This window comes from Aminipila butyrica, from assembly GCF_010669305.1.
GTDB classification, from domain to species: Bacteria; Bacillota; Clostridia; order Peptostreptococcales; family Anaerovoracaceae; genus Aminipila; species Aminipila butyrica.
In genome coordinates, this window is the sequence record NZ_CP048649.1 from 1,336,119 (window position 1) to 1,352,427 (window position 16,309).

11 protein-coding genes and 2 riboswitches are annotated in these 16,309 nt (G+C 46.7%); of the genes, 7 read left to right on the forward strand and 4 right to left on the reverse strand.

The window, feature by feature from the left end; all coding sequences use genetic code 11:
• Nucleotides 1–41: 41 nt before the first annotated feature.
• From Ami103574_RS06440 to Ami103574_RS06450, 3 genes are read left to right on the forward strand one after another with little or no spacing between them, the layout of a single operon-like run.
• Nucleotides 42–761: a LytR/AlgR family response regulator transcription factor gene (locus Ami103574_RS06440; RefSeq protein WP_163065851.1), complete on the forward strand. Its 720-nt coding sequence runs from the start codon at nt 42–44 to the stop codon at nt 759–761.
• Nucleotides 758–2,857 (forward strand): hypothetical protein, encoded by a 2,100-nt coding sequence (locus Ami103574_RS06445; protein WP_163065853.1) that lies wholly within the window; start codon nt 758–760, stop codon nt 2,855–2,857. The genes Ami103574_RS06440 and Ami103574_RS06445 overlap by 4 nt, the downstream gene beginning before the upstream one ends.
• Nucleotides 2,844–4,775, forward strand: coding sequence for a GHKL domain-containing protein (locus tag Ami103574_RS06450; protein ID WP_163065854.1), 1,932 nt, complete (start codon nt 2,844–2,846; stop codon nt 4,773–4,775). The genes Ami103574_RS06445 and Ami103574_RS06450 overlap by 14 nt, the downstream gene beginning before the upstream one ends.
• A gap of 64 nt (nt 4,776–4,839) precedes the next feature.
• Here the strand turns inward: Ami103574_RS06450 and feoB are convergent, their stop codons facing one another.
• Both feoB and Ami103574_RS06460 read right to left on the reverse strand, forming a co-directional pair.
• Nucleotides 4,840–6,996, reverse strand: a complete 2,157-nt coding sequence (gene feoB / locus Ami103574_RS06455; RefSeq protein WP_163065855.1) for a ferrous iron transport protein B — start codon at nt 6,994–6,996, stop codon at nt 4,840–4,842.
• Between the two features lie 97 nt (nt 6,997–7,093).
• Entirely contained in the window at nt 7,094–7,333 is a 240-nt protein-coding gene (locus Ami103574_RS06460) for a FeoA family protein (protein ID WP_163065856.1), read from the reverse strand.
• A 130-nt stretch (nt 7,334–7,463) separates the two neighbouring features.
• On the opposite strand from Ami103574_RS06460, the gene Ami103574_RS06465 reads away from it, so the two are divergent.
• Both Ami103574_RS06465 and Ami103574_RS06470 read left to right on the forward strand, forming a co-directional pair.
• Nucleotides 7,464–7,943 (forward strand): metal-dependent transcriptional regulator, encoded by a 480-nt coding sequence (locus Ami103574_RS06465; RefSeq protein ID WP_163065857.1) that lies wholly within the window; start codon nt 7,464–7,466, stop codon nt 7,941–7,943.
• Nucleotides 7,944–8,030: 87 nt separating this feature from the next.
• Nucleotides 8,031–8,241: riboswitch (cobalamin riboswitch) on the forward strand.
• 621 nt (nt 8,242–8,862) lie between these two features.
• Complete coding sequence (locus Ami103574_RS06470; protein WP_163065858.1) at nt 8,863–10,464, forward strand: copper amine oxidase N-terminal domain-containing protein; 1,602 nt, start codon at nt 8,863–8,865, stop codon at nt 10,462–10,464.
• 74 nt (nt 10,465–10,538) lie between these two features.
• On the opposite strand, the gene Ami103574_RS06475 is transcribed toward Ami103574_RS06470, so the two are convergent.
• Both Ami103574_RS06475 and gpmI read right to left on the reverse strand, forming a co-directional pair.
• Nucleotides 10,539–11,417, reverse strand: a complete 879-nt coding sequence (locus Ami103574_RS06475) for an SPL family radical SAM protein (protein WP_163065859.1) — start codon at nt 11,415–11,417, stop codon at nt 10,539–10,541.
• A gap of 9 nt (nt 11,418–11,426) precedes the next feature.
• The gene (gene gpmI, locus Ami103574_RS06480; RefSeq protein WP_163065861.1) at nt 11,427–12,971 is read right to left on the reverse strand and encodes a 2,3-bisphosphoglycerate-independent phosphoglycerate mutase; all 1,545 of its coding nucleotides are present in this window, start codon (nt 12,969–12,971) and stop codon (nt 11,427–11,429) included.
• Between the two features lie 278 nt (nt 12,972–13,249).
• On the opposite strand from gpmI, the gene Ami103574_RS06485 reads away from it, so the two are divergent.
• Complete coding sequence (locus Ami103574_RS06485) at nt 13,250–14,848, forward strand: putative polysaccharide biosynthesis protein (protein WP_163065862.1); 1,599 nt, start codon at nt 13,250–13,252, stop codon at nt 14,846–14,848.
• A gap of 210 nt (nt 14,849–15,058) precedes the next feature.
• A riboswitch (cobalamin riboswitch) is annotated at nt 15,059–15,267 on the forward strand.
• A gap of 173 nt (nt 15,268–15,440) precedes the next feature.
• On the forward strand, nt 15,441–16,178 hold the full coding sequence (locus tag Ami103574_RS06490) for an enhanced serine sensitivity protein SseB C-terminal domain-containing protein (protein WP_163065864.1): 738 nt from the start codon (nt 15,441–15,443) through the stop codon (nt 16,176–16,178).
• The last annotated feature ends 131 nt before the right edge of the window (nt 16,179–16,309 follow it).

Here is a 16,309-nt window from a genome sequence, read left to right on the forward strand (position 1 = left end):
AATGATATAATTTTAAAAACGTTTTTGTAGGAGGTGAAGGAATGAATATTGCAATTTGTGATGACAGCACCAAGGATGTAGAACTGATTTGCGCCCTGTTGCAGGAGCATTTTGATAAAAATGGATTTATAGGAGAGCTTCATACCTTCTCCAGCGGAGAAGCACTTGTGAAGGCTTTTGCCGCCCAACCTTTCGATGTTGTATTTCTAGATATTTACATGGAGGGCATGAACGGGATGAAAACAGCCGAAAGGCTTCGAGAACTGAATCCCAGTTTTTCACTGGTATTTATCACTACCAGTAAGGATCATGCGTTGGATTCCTTTTCCCTGGGGACGAGCAGCTATGTGGTAAAGCCAATCAAGCGGGAGGATATTGACCGAGCATTTTTCAAATGCAGAGATGTTTTTTTGAAAAACGGACGGTTCATTGAAGTGATGTCCGACCGAATGAAGCGGAGAATCCCGCTCCATAAGATTTTATTTATGGAGGTGTACGGCAAAGAGGTTTTAGTACATACTTCCACGGAAACGATAAAAACCTCCACGCCTCTGGATGAATTGGAAAAAATGACCACCGCCTCTTTTTTGCGCTGCCACCGTTCTTACATGGTGAATTTGAGGTATGTGGAGGCCATCCAACTGGATGATTTTCGGTTGCGGAACGGCAGCCTTGTTCCCTTGCGCCAACGAGGGCGATCCGAGCTGCGGGACGCCTATGCTGATTTTGTCTCCGATCGGTTGTTCGAGGTATCCCTATGAGCTGGGGGAATGGGCGAGTGCTGCCCGGTTTGCTGGCGGTCTGCCTGATGCTCTGTCAGCCCATATCTGCCTTTGGGGATTCTTCAGAGGAACCTGTGGCACTGGCCTCTGACCGATCTGATGTGTTGGATGTGGACGTGTCGGAAAGTTCCATTGAATTGGAACTGGAGTTAGAGCAGAAAAACCCTATTGGACCGAAACCGGAACCAGAGAATTCTGCTAAACCAGAAGTGCCTGTCGAGCCCGAAGCGGAACCGGAAGAAACCGGAGCTTTTCTCCAGCCCCAGAGCGATGAGGCACCAGATTCTTCTGATGCTCTAGAGCAAACGGAATTCGTTTCCAATGAACAAGAGCTGAAAGAATGGATTGCACAGCATAAGGAGACAGGCGGTACGGTATATCTGTCCGACCGTGTGATTATCACGCAAGCTATGGGCATATACGGAATCCGGGGAAAAATCACCGTGAATACGGGCATTTATGGCTTGGTATTTAACGGCGGGACTCTGCCAAGCAGCGATATTTTAATTACTGGTGAGGGCGTGGAAATGCCCGTAGTGAAAGTGCCGAGGACAGACAGCGGCATGCCTAATGAATCGAACTGGAATGAAACCCTGCTGCAGCTGAATGTTACTGCTACCGGACGGGATGGCGAGGGCGGCACGGCTTTGCGCATATCGGATGTAAATACCAGAAACTTTGACATGACCCTTTTGAGCTGGCAAGGGGTGCTACGTTCCTATGGCAAGGAAGCTGTTGGACTTTGGCTGGATGCCCCCATGGAAGCCTGGTGCTATCGGGTGGAGGTCTCCGGCGAAAACAGCACAGCGGTATACGCACCAAAGGGCGCAGCCCTTTTCTACTGCAAGCTGACGGCTGAAGGAGATGGAGCCGCAGCGGCGGCGGGAAGTGATATATCACTGGAGTCCTGCGCTGCTTCGCCAGCTCCCGCTGAGGTACGGAGCATCAACCGCCTTGTCATGAAAGAATCTTTTTCTCGATTATATCTGCCGTTAAGACAAAATCAATATCATCTCAGTGCCATTGACATGCTGAGCACGCCGAATATTTTTCTTATAGAGGAAGCAGGAGGCGTAACCTCTCAGGTATTTGCTATCGATTGGGATTTGGATGTATATGATGGGATTGATACCAGTATTTTGGGAACAACAATAGTACAGGGTACTGCCAACTCAGCCCTATACGGACTTGGTTTATTTGACGATGTGCCTATTACATTAACGGTGGAGGTGCGGGACCCTGAGCTACCCTGTATTAGTCAGATCGCCGTGCGGGAGCTTGAAGGCTCCCGGTATGCGGTCTTGAATTTCTGGCAGGATTACGACCCTATGGATGAACGCATCATCCTGTGGCGCTCGGACGACCAGGGCGAAACATGGATGGACGCAACACACTCGCCGGATATCTTATGGGATGGTTCCTCTGTGAATTTCAGCTATGAAACACTGGAACATCCTGTATGGTTTCAGCTTGAGGTTACCGGTGTGGGTGAGTCCAACATTGCCATTCTGGATGAAAAGGACGGCGTCTTTATTGGCGGAAATGGCGGTGACCGTACGGGCACCGACCGAGGTGGTGTAAAGCCCCCCGATGGCGGCAGTAAGGGCGGTAACAAAGGGAGTGGCACTCGGCCTGACAGAAGCAATGGCAGTATAGCGGAAAATAATGAAGGATTAAAGGACAACGAAAGCAGTACTGCAAAAGTCGACAGCGTTGCTGGCGGCGAATCAGATGAGCGTTTCGTAACGGCTATTCCTGCCGACGCGCTTCCTCTGGATATGGAGACGGAGGATATCCATGGGGGGACTCTGACAGAGGTCGTTCCTGCGCAAAGGATTCCGGATGAGGCACAGAGGGAAACTGCGGAAAGGGTCCTGACCCCGGCAAATACAGAGGAAGTACTCCTCATAGAGGAGGCTGCGACGCTTGTTGACCCAGAGCAATCCGCACCAGAGTTGAACGTTTCGGTAAAAATATGGACAGTTTTATTTCTCAGCGTGGCAGGCTTATGTGCTGGTATGCTGCTGTTTCTTCGGTTTGGCAGACATGGGAGGTGGCGGCGTGAAAAACCATGAGGCAGGAAATAATCCCATCCAGCTGGGGCTGAAAGTGGCGGTGGTCTTTGCCCTGGCCGCCGCTGTTTTTCTGATGGTTTACCAGTACGACAATAAATATACGGCGGCAGGCCCAAAGGCAAAGGATGGTATTCTCACCCTGGAGAACGAAGTCTTTGTACAACAACCTGTGCTTTTCCTTGTAGACGGCTGGGAATATTACGGGAACCAGTTGCTTACGCCTGCAGACTTTGACCATAACCCGCCTGTCCCAGATCAGTATCTGTTTATTGGACGGTTCGGCGGATTTGAAATGTACGGCGGTTCTCCCCACGGCTGCGCCAGCTATCGGCTGACGATTAAGCTGCCGGAGCAGGTGGACAGCTACCTGCTGGAACTGCCCGAAATCTTTTCTGCCTATCGATTGTACATAAACGGCAGACCGGCTAGGCAGATGGGGGAACCGGAACCAGAAGGGTACCGATCAGAAACTGGCAACCGCACCGTCAGCATTGAAGCCGGCGGCAATCTCGAGATTTTGTTTGCGGTAGCGGATTACTCCCATCTATACAGCGGCATGGTGTATCCTCCTGCTTTTGGTCAGCCGGATGCGGTATCTGATTTATTGAGCACCAGATTAGTGCTTCGAAGTTCTTTGTGTGCTGTGGCATTGACCGTCGGTCTATTGTCAGTGATGGTGGGGCTGCTGGGGCGGAAAAGCTCGCTGGCGTTGATGTTTGGACTTCTGTGTATATTCTTTGTAGGCTATGTGAGCTATCCGATTACCAGAACGCTGCTGAGCGGCACCGGGCTTCACTATGCCCTAGAGAATGTGTCCTTCTGCGCCATGCTTGGGGTTGCCATGCTGGCGGCTATGAGGGTGAGCGGCCTGCCAAGAAAATGGGGCCTTCCCTTTGTGGGCTTCGAAGGAATGATGTGCGCGGTGTCCGCAGTCCTGCATGTGTTGCTGCCCCTTGGCAATTTGAATATGATGTTGGCCTATTCGTGGCTGGTTTCGGCTTACGAATGGATAACGGCTGGATTTATGGCGGCTGCGGTCTGGTATGCCCTTCGGAAGGGTGTGGTGTGTATTGCGCCCTTACTTTATGGTGTCGTGATTTTCGTCTGTGCTCTGCTTGCAGATCGGCTGCTGCCGGTATATGAACCTATTCTCGGCGGCTGGTTTATTGAGCTTGCCAGCTTTGCCCTAGTGCTTTGCATCGGTGCAGTGACCGGACAGGAGGTGGCGGAACAGTACCGGGAAAGCGCCGTGATGACCGAGCGGGCAGGGAGCATGGAACGACTATATCAAAGCCAGTTGGCACATTTTGAGACGCTTAAACAGGAAATGGCGCAGATTAAAACCATGCGCCATGATCTACGCCATCATCTTACCCTCCTAGATGAGTATGTGAGCAGTCATCAGTACGACAGGTTGGAGGCATACATCAAGGAATACCACACTTCCTCCACAAGTGAGGAGTTGCCGGAGTATTGTCCCATTGATGTTATAAATACGTTGACGTACCATTACCGAACGGTGGCACAGCAAAATCATATTCATCTGGATGTTCGCTGCAATTTGAACGCTACGTCAGATCCAGGTCACACAAGGATGACGGATTCCGATTTATGCTGTCTGTATGCTAACCTCCTAGAGAATGCCGTGGAAGCCTGCCAGCGAATGGAAAGGGAAAAACGAACCATTCGGATTGCAGTTTTTCGCACGGCCGCAGATACGCTGCATATTCGTGTATGGAATACTGCTGAGAATGTCCGACCGCTTGGCGGGCGGTTCCTTTCCTCCAAGAAGGGCGGACAGACCGGGTATGGGCTGTTGTCGGTAGAAGCCATCGCTGAGCGGTACGGCGGTAAAGCGGAGTTTCTTTGGGATGCGGACAAGCAGGAATTTGAAAGCAAAGTAACGGTGATGGCTTAACCTGAAGATATCGAATCAAGCAAAAGGCGGACAGTCAAAACTGTCCGCCTGATAACCACATGTTTTATACGAGACCTAATAATCGAACAGAATTTGCTACAGTAAAGCATACAATGATACCTGTTATTGTTGGAACGGCAAAGGAGACCAGCGTCCATTTTAGACTTTGTGTTTCCTTTTTTATGGTAAGGCAAGTTGTGCCGCAAGGCCAATGCATAAGCGAGAACAGCATAACGCAGACGGCTGTAAGCCAGGTCCACCCGTTGTTGACAAACAAGGTATGCAACTCGGATAGACTCTCCAATTCGGTTAAAGATCCTGTAGCCATATAGCTCATGATCATAATAGGGACCACAATCTCATTTGCTGGGAAGCCCAGAATGAATGCCATCAAAATGTATCCGTCTAACCCGATTAAGTGTGCAAATGGGTCGAGAAACTCCGCACAATACGTCAGCAAGCTAATTTGGTCTACTTGAATATTGGCTAGGAGCCAGATGATTAGACCAGCAGGTGCGGCTACAACGATTGCCCGATAAAGGACGAAAAGAGTTCGGTCAAAGATGGAACGGACGACGACTTTTCCAATCTGCGGGCGGCGATAAGGCGGCAATTCAAGATTAAAAGAAGACGGCAGCCCTTTTAAGAGGGTTTTTGACAGCAATTTTGAAATCAATAAAGTCATGATAACCCCAAGAACAATTACAGCTGTGAGCATCATGGCGGAAAGGATTGAGGTTTTAGGTGAGCCCAAGGTACCTGCAAAAAACATGGTTATGATAGCGATTAAAGTGGGGAAGCGGCCGTTGCAAGGGACAAAGTTATTGGTAATTGTTGCGATGAGACGTTCCCGTGGAGAATCTATAATACGGCAGCCAATGATACCAGCAGCATTGCAGCCAAAACCCATACACATTGTAAGCGCTTGCTTTCCATGAGCACAAGCTTTGCAGAAGAAATGATCTAGATTAAAAGCAATTCGCGGTAAATAACCGGAATCCTCCAACAAGGTAAACAAGGGGAAGAAAATGGCCATCGGCGGTAACATAACCGAAATAACCCATGCCAAGGTTCTAAATACGCCGTCCACCAGTATACCAGTCAGCCATGCTGGAGCGGAAAGGCTGTAAAACAGTTGTGAAATCTGATCTTCTACCCAGAACAAGCCCGTAGCCAGCATCTGAGAAGGAACATTTGCGCCTGTTATGGTCAGCCAAAATACACCAAAGAGAAGTAAAAGCATGATCGGGATACCCGTTAGCTTTGATGTTAAAATTTTGTCTATTTTGCGGTCTCTTTCTGCATATTCTTTCTTTTCAAAGGTTATAACCTTGCTGCCAATCTCCTCACAGGTTTTTACTATTTTAGTGACAATCTGATCTCTAAATTGATCTCGTTGAATGCCTGCCTGTTCTAGTAAATCGATGGATTCTGCAACTTTTTGAGTAATCTGTTGGTTTTCCATTAAATCGTAGTCGAGATTTGTTTTGATAGATTGAATTAAACCTTCATCCCCATCCAACAGTTTTAATGCCAGCCAACGGTGGTTGATGGCCCCACCACCCCATTCACTGGCCGTCGCCTCAGCAACGGCGGCAACGGCTTTTTCTATTTCCTCATTATATGTGATGTGAAGAACCTGGGAAGAGGTTGGGGATTCAGTAACTGCTTTTACGGCCGCCATTAAATCGTCAAGTCCTTTGCCGCTTCTTGCACTTGTTCCCACCACCGGAATTCCTAATATAGAGGATAATAAATCTAAATTAATGTTTATTTTCTTTTTCTTGGCTTCATCGAGTAAGTTCACACATAAAATTACATTGTCTGTTATTTCCATTGTCTGAAGTAAAAGATTCAGGTTTCGTTCAAGGCAGGTGGCATCGGCTACAACCACCACGGCATCCGGCTGGCCAAAACAGATAAAATCTCTGGCTACTTCCTCTTCGGCGGAATTAGCCATTAAAGAATAGGTCCCGGGGATATCGACCAAAATATATTTTTTTTCTTTAAAGCGAACGATACCTTGAGCACTTGTTACGGTTTTTCCCGGCCAGTTTCCAGTATGTTGATTTAGTCCGGTCAAACTGTTAAAGACCGTGCTTTTTCCGACGTTGGGGTTACCAGCAAGAGCTATTATTTTGTCTTCCTGGGACTCTTTCTCAATATGTAATCCACAATAATTTAACACGCCCGTCCCGGTGGACTCGCTTGTTAATCCCATTTACTAATCCTCCTTATATAAATTCGGGGTAAAACATGAAAGGACAATGATTAACTATTTTTAGATTGTCAGCTCACAGGATTTACCCCGAAAAAGTTTATAACGTTGATACTAGAATTCTTTCGGATGCATCTGATCTCAGGGCGATAACCGCTCCTCGGATTTGATAAGCAATCGGATTCCCAGAAGGGCTTTTGTAAAGAGCCTCAATCTCGGTTCCATCAATAATGCCCAGATCTAACATTCTCCGTCTAGTAGTGCCATTGGATGTGAGACCTATGACACTGGCCTTTTTTCCAATGGGAAGTTGATTTAAAGATATTTTATTATTTTTCATGTATAAAAGCCTCCGTTTATTTGTATGAGTTCGTGTTAGTAAAAAAGTTTTCCCAAGGCTAATATATGGTCTTTAAACTAATGTGTTACGAATATACTTAAATTAATATAATGATTTTAGAGGTGAACAGATGAGCGAGAATACAAATTCAGATTTTAAAACGGTTCGTGGATACCAGACTGCCAATCGACAAAATGGGCAGTTGACTTCAGCCCTAGAAGATTATTTAGAAATGACATACAGGCTGTGTCAGAAAAATGAGTATACCCGTATAGGAATTCTCTCGGAGCACTTAAATGTACGGCCTTCCTCTGTCTCGAAAATGATTTATAAGCTGGCAGCTTTAGGATATTTAAAATATAACAGATATGAGATTATTCAATTGACAGATGCGGGTCAAGAAGTCGGTGAATATCTTTTGAAAAGACATGAGACCATTGAGCGTTTTTTAAACCTGCTGGGAAGCTCTAATCCATTAGAGGAGACGGAGTTAATGGAGCATTCGCTAGATGTTTCTACCGTTTCCAATATAAATACGTTGTTAGAGTTCTTTCAAGAAAATGAAGGGGTGCAAAACAGTTACAATCTTTTTAAGGCTCAAAAAAAATAAGTTATATTCAGTATTTTTGCAATAAAATACTGGATAACTCGTAAACTTAGTGGTATGATATAGACAAGAACAAAAAAACTGAAAACTTGGTAATCATGTATTTTATGTACTGCGGCAGGAAAGAAACTGCATGCAGGTAAAAGGAACTCCGGTGCAATTCCGGGACGGTACCGCCGCTGTAAGTGCGGAGTCTGAGCCACAGCTCTGAAAGAGAGCAGTCACTGGATAAAAATCTGGGAAGGCTGGCGAAGGATGAAGATGCACAAGTCAGAACACAGACATAAGCCTTAAACAAACCTCGGTAAAGGTGGGACATTACTGTGGCCTAATATATGGCGGCGGTGTTTTGTTACAGGTTTAAGATGCAACATGGATAACATACAGTTAAAAACGGAACTGTGGTAAAGACCACAGTTTTTTTGTGCTAGTTCAGATGCCCGGGCGTTTGAACATTATTCTAAAAAGAAGGGAGGGCAGAAGGGATTCATACACCCCCATCCACGGAAATCGCTATAGGGAAAGTTTGTTTGACCAGGCATCGACGAAGAGCCTGAGTGATGAACCTTGGTGCAGCGGAACCAGGCCTGAGGCGAAGAAATGAGCAGCGGCGCAGCGGTCATTTCACAAGTGGGTGCGGCTAGGTGGAAAATAAACGACAGGGACTAACCTCCTACACGTTACAAAAAAAGCACTTCAAAATAATAAAAATAAACATAAGCAAATCAATTCATTCCAAAAACAGAGCCCTTGTGCCTGCGTTGCAGCCACTTTGGCTCTGTTTTTTACGTTAAAGATTATTTTAGGAAAGGGTGTTTTCTCCTGGCTAAATATGATAAAATCTGAGAGGCAGAGCCTGTACCGAATAAGATATCAGCGGAAGGGTGTAACGGACATTTTATGAAAAGAGGTGTATTTTTATATGAGAAGGCGCATTGCGGCCGCATTTCTGGCGGTGTTTATGGTACTGACTTTCCCGGCAGGGATGTTAGGAAACGAGCGTGTTGCTTACGGAGCGGAAAAAACGGAAATCAAGGTTATTATCTCGGGTACAGCCTTGGCATTTTCCCAGGAAGATGGGATGGGTGTGCCTTTTATTGACAGCACAGGACGGACTCAAGTGCCGGTGCGAAAGGTTCTGGAGAAGATTGGCGCAACGGTGGCCTTTGAAACCGATGCTGGTTCGGGAGAAAAAAATATTATTCTTTCGAAAGATGAAGTCTCCATCAAGCTTACCGCCGGGAGTCTGCTCATGAGGGTTAACACGGATATCGTCTATCAAATGGATACTTCCCCTCAAATCGTAGAAGGCCGAACCTATATGCCTTTGCGGGCAGTATTGGAGGTGTTGGGGTACAACGTTGCTTGGGAAAACACCTCGAAGACGATTGGGATTGAACGAAATCCGGCTGGTCCTGTGGCCCCTGTTGCCGTCTCTCTGGGGGCAGTTACGCCAGTAGGCCAGTTTACACTTCCTGCGGATCAGAGCCCGGAAGAAGATGGCTTTGAGGTGCTTGTAAATCATGGGTATATTTACTATATAGACAAAGATTATATCCTCAGACAGACCACTTTTTCAGATTTGACCAAGTCAAAGAAGGTCTATGATTGTTCCTCCGGGTGGGTTATTCGACTATTTAATGATGAAAATAACACGCCGCGGCTTTATTTTCACACAGAAGGGGCCTCCATGGGAAGTCCCCATCAATTCCTTTTAAACACGGACGGCAGTATGAAAGAACTTAACAGGGACTATGCCGGGGAAGTGTTTTCCGCAGGAGGAAGAGATTTTGCTTTCACCGAATTAAAGTTTGGCCCGGACTATTTGGAGATGAAAAATGATCAAGGTGCATATGCCACACTGGGGGGAAGAGATAACCAATACAAATACCGAAGCGAAATGAATGGCTTTAATGGCAGGCATGGGGTCTACCTCTTAGGAGACGAGCTTTACCTTCTGGGACAGCCAGCGGGAACGGAGGGGCAAACCGCTGTGTACCGGATAAATATGAAGACGGATGAGGCTGTAAGCATAACCGAACCGGCTTATGGCTTACAGATCGAGGGTAATTACCTGTATTATAATACAGGTAAAGAAATCCGCAAGCGAAATCTGCAAGATGGTACGGAAACCTCCATGTATAACTTTTTTGGTTCAGCCACCGACTCGGCTGATGATTTCGCCGTGCTAAACGGTAACTTATACCTGATAAAGCGGTGGTCTCTTTTTGCAGCGGTCGACAGTACGGGGAAAGAGGTTCGTGAAGGGGAAAAAGATGTTGTCTCCTGCTCCGATATGGCCCTGCGCGGCGACGAGGGGAATCCGTATCTAGTTTGCCAGATTGGAAAGACGGATACGGAAAAGAACACCAGCAGCCAGTGGTTGCGCGTTTATGACAAAGACGGCAAAGTTGTCCTGGAGCGAGAGGGCGAAATCGACACCGACTCGGTTTCCATCGAAGGGGATAAAATCTGTTATTATAATAAAACCACCAAGCAAATCAACGTGGAAAAAATAAAGTAAAGAGCGGACATTCAGTCCGTAAGAAAAAACAGAGCTTCTGAGGCTGCATCGGCAGTACCAGGAGCTCTGTTTTTTTACGCCCAATCGAACAGGCTTAGCTGGGTATCTGTTTGCTTTTCTTCAAACAAACTTAAATATTCAAAGATTTTCGCATTGTCATGAACAAGATGATTTTTCTCACATTTTTCATGATATAAAGCCATCAGCTTGGCATGGTTAGGACTGTTCAGCACGTATTGATTGCCGTAAATCTTTTGATATTTTTCTTTCATATGAGGAAATAAACGGTCTAGCTGTCTGTAAAAGTATTCTCGATTCCCCTCCCGAAGGGTCACGCCCATGCCAAAACAAATTACACCATAGACCTTTGCTTCTGCGCAATCCTCTAAAATAGCGGAGATGTTCTCTTCGGTATCATTGATAAATGGGAGTATAGGGCTTAGCCAGACGACAGTTGGTATGCCTGCATCACGCATTTTCTTTAAGACTTCAACCCGTTCTTTTGTGGTACTGACATGGGGCTCAAGCTTCTTGCATAACTCCTCATCATAGGTGGTCAAGGTCATTTGTATTACACATTTTGTTTTCTCGTTTATCTTTTTTAACAAGTCGATATCATCCAAAACGTGATTGGATTTGGTTATGAGCGTAAAGCCAAATCCATATTGGCGGGCTAAGGACAGAGCCTTTCTGACATTTCTAATTTTTCTTTCCAGGGGAATATAGGGATCGGTCATAGAGCCTGTGCCAAGCATACACTTTTTTCGTTTGTGCTTCAGGACATTTTCCAATAACTCGATGGCATTTTCTTTGACTTCGATATCTTCAAAATCATGGTCCATATGGTAGCAGTTGCTTCTTGAATCGCAGTATATACACCCATGAGAGCAGCCACGGTATAAGTTCATGCCATTTCTAGCAGATAAAATCCCCTTTGCCTTGACATAATGCATAACTTAGCCTCAGCCTACCAGGCTCTTGCCATTCATTTCGTCCGGTATGGCGATGCCCATCAAATCTAGCAAGGTTGGGGCGATATCTGCCAGGATGCCGTCGTCTTTCAGCTGGACCGGTTCTTTGGCGATGTGCACCAGAGGGACATCGTTAAGCGAATGGGAAGTAACCACTGCACCGCTTTCATCCAGCATGCAGTCTGCATTTCCGTGATCAGCGGTGAGCAAAATCTGGCCGCCTTTAGCCAAGACCGCTTCGGTCACCTGCCCAACACATTTGTCCAGGGCTTCTACTGCCTGCTTGGCCGCTTCAAAGACACCAGTATGTCCCACCATGTCTGCATTGGCAAAGTTTAAAATGATGACCTCATGTTTGCCCTGCTCAATTTGCTCCAGGAGTTTTTCAGTAATGAGGTAAGCACTCATTTCTGGTTGCAAATCATAGGTTGCCACCTGAGGGGAAGGAATAAGAATGCGGTCTTCATCTTTGTTAGGTGCTTCGACACCGCCATTGAAAAAGAAGGTTACGTGAGCGTATTTTTCCGTTTCGGCGATTCGCAGCTGGGTCCGATTTTGGCTGGCCAGATATTCTCCTAACGTATTTTTTAAAGATTGTGGGGGGAAGGCGATGGAGACGTTAGGCATCTCTGCATCATATTGGGTCAGGCAGACGTAGTGCAGGTTGTCAATCTGTTTCTTTCTTTCAAAACCATCGAAGTCGCTGCTGACGAAAGCCCTGGTGATTTCCCGAGCGCGGTCTGGTCTGAAATTGAACATAATGAAGGCATCGTTGTCCTGGACTGTTCCGATTTCCAATGAATCTCCGGCTTGTCGTACGACGGCTGGCACGACAAACTCATCATTCTGCTCATTGCTGTAGGCCAGTTCGATGGCTTCTGCTGCACAGACAGCCCGGATACCTGCCCCTGTAGTCATGGCATCATAGCACTTTTCCACCCGGTCCCAGCGCTTGTCCCGATCCATGCCGTAATATCTGCCAGAAATGGTGGCAATGGTGCCTAGTCCCAACTCTGCCATATAAGCCTCTAGCTGTTGGATATACTGGAGCGCGCAGCGAGGAGGAACATCTCTTCCATCCAGCAGGGCATGAACATAAACTTGTTTCAGTCCTTTCTTTTTGGCTAGATCCAACAGCGCCAACAGATGCTGGATGTGGCTGTGGACACCGCCGTCGGAGACAAGACCCAGCAGATGAAGAGACGTGTTCTTTTCTAGGGCGTGGTTCATGGCAGCATGTAAGACCTGATTTTCAAAAAAACTTCCATCTTCAATGGCCTTCGTGATTTTGGTCAGTTCCTGATAGACGATTCGTCCGGCCCCGATGTTCAAGTGGCCAACTTCCGAATTGCCCATCTGACCGGCAGGAAGCCCTACCTCCAGGCCGCAGGCTTTCAGGGCTGTATGGGGATATGTTTTAAAAATTCGGTCTAAATTAGGCTTGTGAGCCGCCGCAATGGCATTGCCGTAAGTGCTTTCGTTGAGTCCGTAGCCGTCTAAAATCATCAACATGGTTGGTTTTGCAAATGTATTCATTTTTTACCTCATTAATTGTCTTTTTTTATGGAATAAAACCTCTGGTTCCAATGATATTTACGTTTAGTATATCAAAATTCACAAAGAAAACATATACAAAGAGGGAGTTTTTTTGGTATAATAAATTCTATGACTGTAGCAGCTTTGCTGCAAGGTTGGATTTATTGAAACATGCATCGACGTAGCTCGCATGTTATAATGAATTGACAGGTTGAGTTCACAAATAGAATTCAACATCACTATAAAATTACCAGGGATAAAAGAGGAGATTGATATAGATGAGCAAGAAGTCATTTTTAAAGGGCGCAGCAATTTTAGGGGTTGCCGGATTAATGGTACAGGTTATGGGCGCCATTTTCCGGATTCCCTTGGGCAATATCATCGGCGATGATGGCATGGGGTATTACCAGACGGCGTATCCGATTTATGTCTTTTTGCTGGTATTTTCTACTAATGGAGCCCCGGCGGCCATTTCAAAGATGACTTCTGAGCGGATTGCTGTCGGCAGAAATGATGAGGCTCACCGGGTGTTTAAGCTGTCCTTTATCCTGATGTTTTTGCTGGGTATTGTGGCTTCCTCGATTTTCTTCTTTGGTGCAGAAACCATCGTCAACGCTTTGGGCAATCCAGGGGCCTATTATGCTATGGTCTCCATTGCGCCAGCCTTGCTATTTGTTCCGATTATGGCTGTTTTTAGAGGATATTTTCAGGGAATGCAGGAGATGGGGCCGACGGCCACTTCTCAGCTTATAGAACAGGCTGTTCGGGTGGCTATTGGACTAGCTCTGGCTATTATGTTGGTGCCTATGGGGCTGGAGTACGCCGCCGCCGGGGCTACGGTCGGAACCAGTATCGGACCTATCGCCGGGGTGGTGGTCCTGATTGCGATCTATTTATATAAGAAGAAAAGATTGCCTTTGAGAAATGAGACCGGCAGCAGGAAGCAGGAAAGTGCAGGCAGCATCTTGAAGACCCTGACGGTAATTGCCGTGCCTATTACGATTGGGGTATCTATTCTGCCTATCATGAATATTGCGGATGTAATCATCGTTATGCGTCGGTTGCAGTCCGTAGGTTTTAGCGCCAAGGAGGCCAACGCCCTCTATGGCCAGCTGACTGGTATGGCGGGACCGGTAATCAACATTCCGATGGCTTTAGCCCTGTCCATGGCCTTGTCCATGGTTCCGGCTATTGCAGCAGCAGCCAGCACGAAGGACAGAGCGTTCTTGAATATGAATGTACGCCTTGGTTTGCGGACAGCTATGATTATTGGTGTTCCTTGCAGTTTTGGCCTCATGGCCTTGGCTCAGCCTATTATGAAATTGATTTATCCGATGCAGGCAGAAAGTGCTATGAATGCATCTGGCTGTCTCTTCTTTCTGGCCATGGGGATCATGTTTTTGTGCATCGCTCAGACCATGGCTGGCACGTTGCAGGGGCTGGGCAGACCGGGAATCGCGGTTTGGGGATTGGCGGCAGGCTTTGTTGTTAAATGTGTGTCCACTTTTGTTTTGACCGGGTGGCCGGAATTGAACGTAGAAGGTGCCGCCATCGGCAGCACGCTTGGTTATATCACCATCGGCTTGATTAATTTTGCGGCGGTGAAGAAACTCACCGGCATCCAGTTCGATTGGAAGCTGTCGGTGTGGAAGCCGTTGCTGGCAGGGTTGATCATGTTTGCTTTGGTGGTAGGTGCTTACAAGGGCTTGTCTGGCGCAGTTGGCAGCAGCTTGGCTACGGTGGTAGCTATCGGCGTGGGCGCGGCGGTGTACGGAGTTATGCTGCTAAAGATTAAGGCTATTGAAGAGAATGAGATTATCTTGCTGCCGAAGGGCAAAGCGCTGGTAAAGCTACTAAAAAAGTGTCGACTGGTGTAAAAGTCAGCCTTAACAAGGCAGATTTTATGAATATGAAATGAAAGAAACTAAAGCGGAAGAGATGTCATCTTCTGCTTTTATTTTTTAGGGAGATGTTAGAAATATAAGGTTGGGTTTGGCTGAATATGTCGAAAAATGTTCTAGGAAAACACTGGATAAATTTAGAACTTCGTAGTATCATGAAGATGTAAAGAGAAAAAGTGAAAATTTGGTAACCATGTATTTTATGTACTGCGGCAGAAAACTAACTGCAAGCAGGTAAGAGGAACTCCGGTGAAAGTCCGGGACGGTACCGCCGCTGTAAGTGCGGAGTCTGAGCCACAGCTCTGAGAGTGAGCAGTCACTGGGTGAGAACCTGGGAAGGCTGGCGAAAGATGATGATGCATAAGTCAGAAAACAGACATAAGTTTTAAACATACCTCGGTAAGGGTGGAAACTTGCCACGTACCTGCAAAATAGGTTCGTGTGTTTAGTGTCGGTTTAAAGTGCAGTAGAATACAGTTGAAAACGGAACTGTGGTGTTAACACCACGGTTTTTTTTATTGCATTGAACACTTTTATGGGGTGGTTGTTCTCAAGAAAGGAGCGGGGCATGGAAGAGAGACGCAATCAGCTAATAGATTTATATAAGCAGCTTATGCAGGAGAAGACCCGAGCTTGTGAGGATCAGTTTTTTAAAAAGCTGGTAGAAACAGAGCTGTGGGTACCTGGGACGCCTGAAGAGATTGATAAAAATAAAAAGGGCTTTGCCTTGCTGTTGACTGGCGAAGGCAGAAAATTTGTCCCAGCCTTTTTAGACAGAGAAGCAAATATTGGTCGTTTTCAGCGGGAGGATCTGGTTCCTATGACCTACGACAAGCTGAAATACTTAATTATCGATTCCACGGAGAAGATCAGCGGTGTGGTGCTCAATCCCTTTGCGGAAAATATCCTGCTGGACAGGGTTGTCATGGAACTGGTGGATGCCCGTACCATGGGAATGACCTTAAAGCGGGAAGAGTTTAAGGGAAAGGTCATGCTGCGAACGCCAGAGGCTCTGCCCACAGGCTTGAAACCAGCCTTGGAGCACTTCTTTTCCGAACACCTGCAGGTGGAAGCGGCCTGGTTGATAAAAGCCCAGAGAGAGGGCGAGGACGAAGACTATTGGCTGTTGCTGATTGACTTTCACGGCGAAAAAGTTCAACTGTTCCCTCAAGTGGCAGAAATCGTTAAGCCCTACATGGCGCCCGGTCAGCGGTTCGAGCTGGTACAGAAAAGCCCTGGTTTCTCGGCAGAGGATATGAAGCAGGCTCAGATTTATGAGCTAACTCAGAGCCAGAGGCTGTCGTAAAGAAGACAGCTTGATGAAATTGTTTCAGACACTGCGGTGTTTGGATATAAACTTAAAAGGGAAGGGGGGACAGAACGTTTTCTAGTAAGTTCATTTGATGAGACTAAAACACAAAAAGCACTTTGTAGAAA

Bases quoted from the DNA above. Each gene is read 5' to 3' on its own strand.
- Ami103574_RS06460 (WP_163065856.1), bottom strand. From the start codon at position 7,333: ATGAAAAATAATAAAATATCTTTAAATCAACTTCCCATTGGAAAAAAG.
- Ami103574_RS06465 (WP_163065857.1), top strand. From the start codon at position 7,464: ATGAGCGAGAATACAAATTCAGATTTTAAAACGGTTCGTGGATACCAG.
- Ami103574_RS06440 (WP_163065851.1), top strand. From the start codon at position 42: ATGAATATTGCAATTTGTGATGACAGCACCAAGGATGTAGAACTGATT.
- Ami103574_RS06475 (WP_163065859.1), bottom strand. From the start codon at position 11,417: ATGCATTATGTCAAGGCAAAGGGGATTTTATCTGCTAGAAATGGCATG.
- Ami103574_RS06445 (WP_163065853.1), top strand. From the start codon at position 758: ATGAGCTGGGGGAATGGGCGAGTGCTGCCCGGTTTGCTGGCGGTCTGC.
- feoB (WP_163065855.1), bottom strand. From the start codon at position 6,996: ATGGGATTAACAAGCGAGTCCACCGGGACGGGCGTGTTAAATTATTGT.
- Ami103574_RS06490 (WP_163065864.1), top strand. From the start codon at position 15,441: ATGGAAGAGAGACGCAATCAGCTAATAGATTTATATAAGCAGCTTATG.
- gpmI (WP_163065861.1), bottom strand. From the start codon at position 12,971: ATGAATACATTTGCAAAACCAACCATGTTGATGATTTTAGACGGCTAC.
- Ami103574_RS06485 (WP_163065862.1), top strand. From the start codon at position 13,250: ATGAGCAAGAAGTCATTTTTAAAGGGCGCAGCAATTTTAGGGGTTGCC.
- Ami103574_RS06470 (WP_163065858.1), top strand. From the start codon at position 8,863: ATGAGAAGGCGCATTGCGGCCGCATTTCTGGCGGTGTTTATGGTACTG.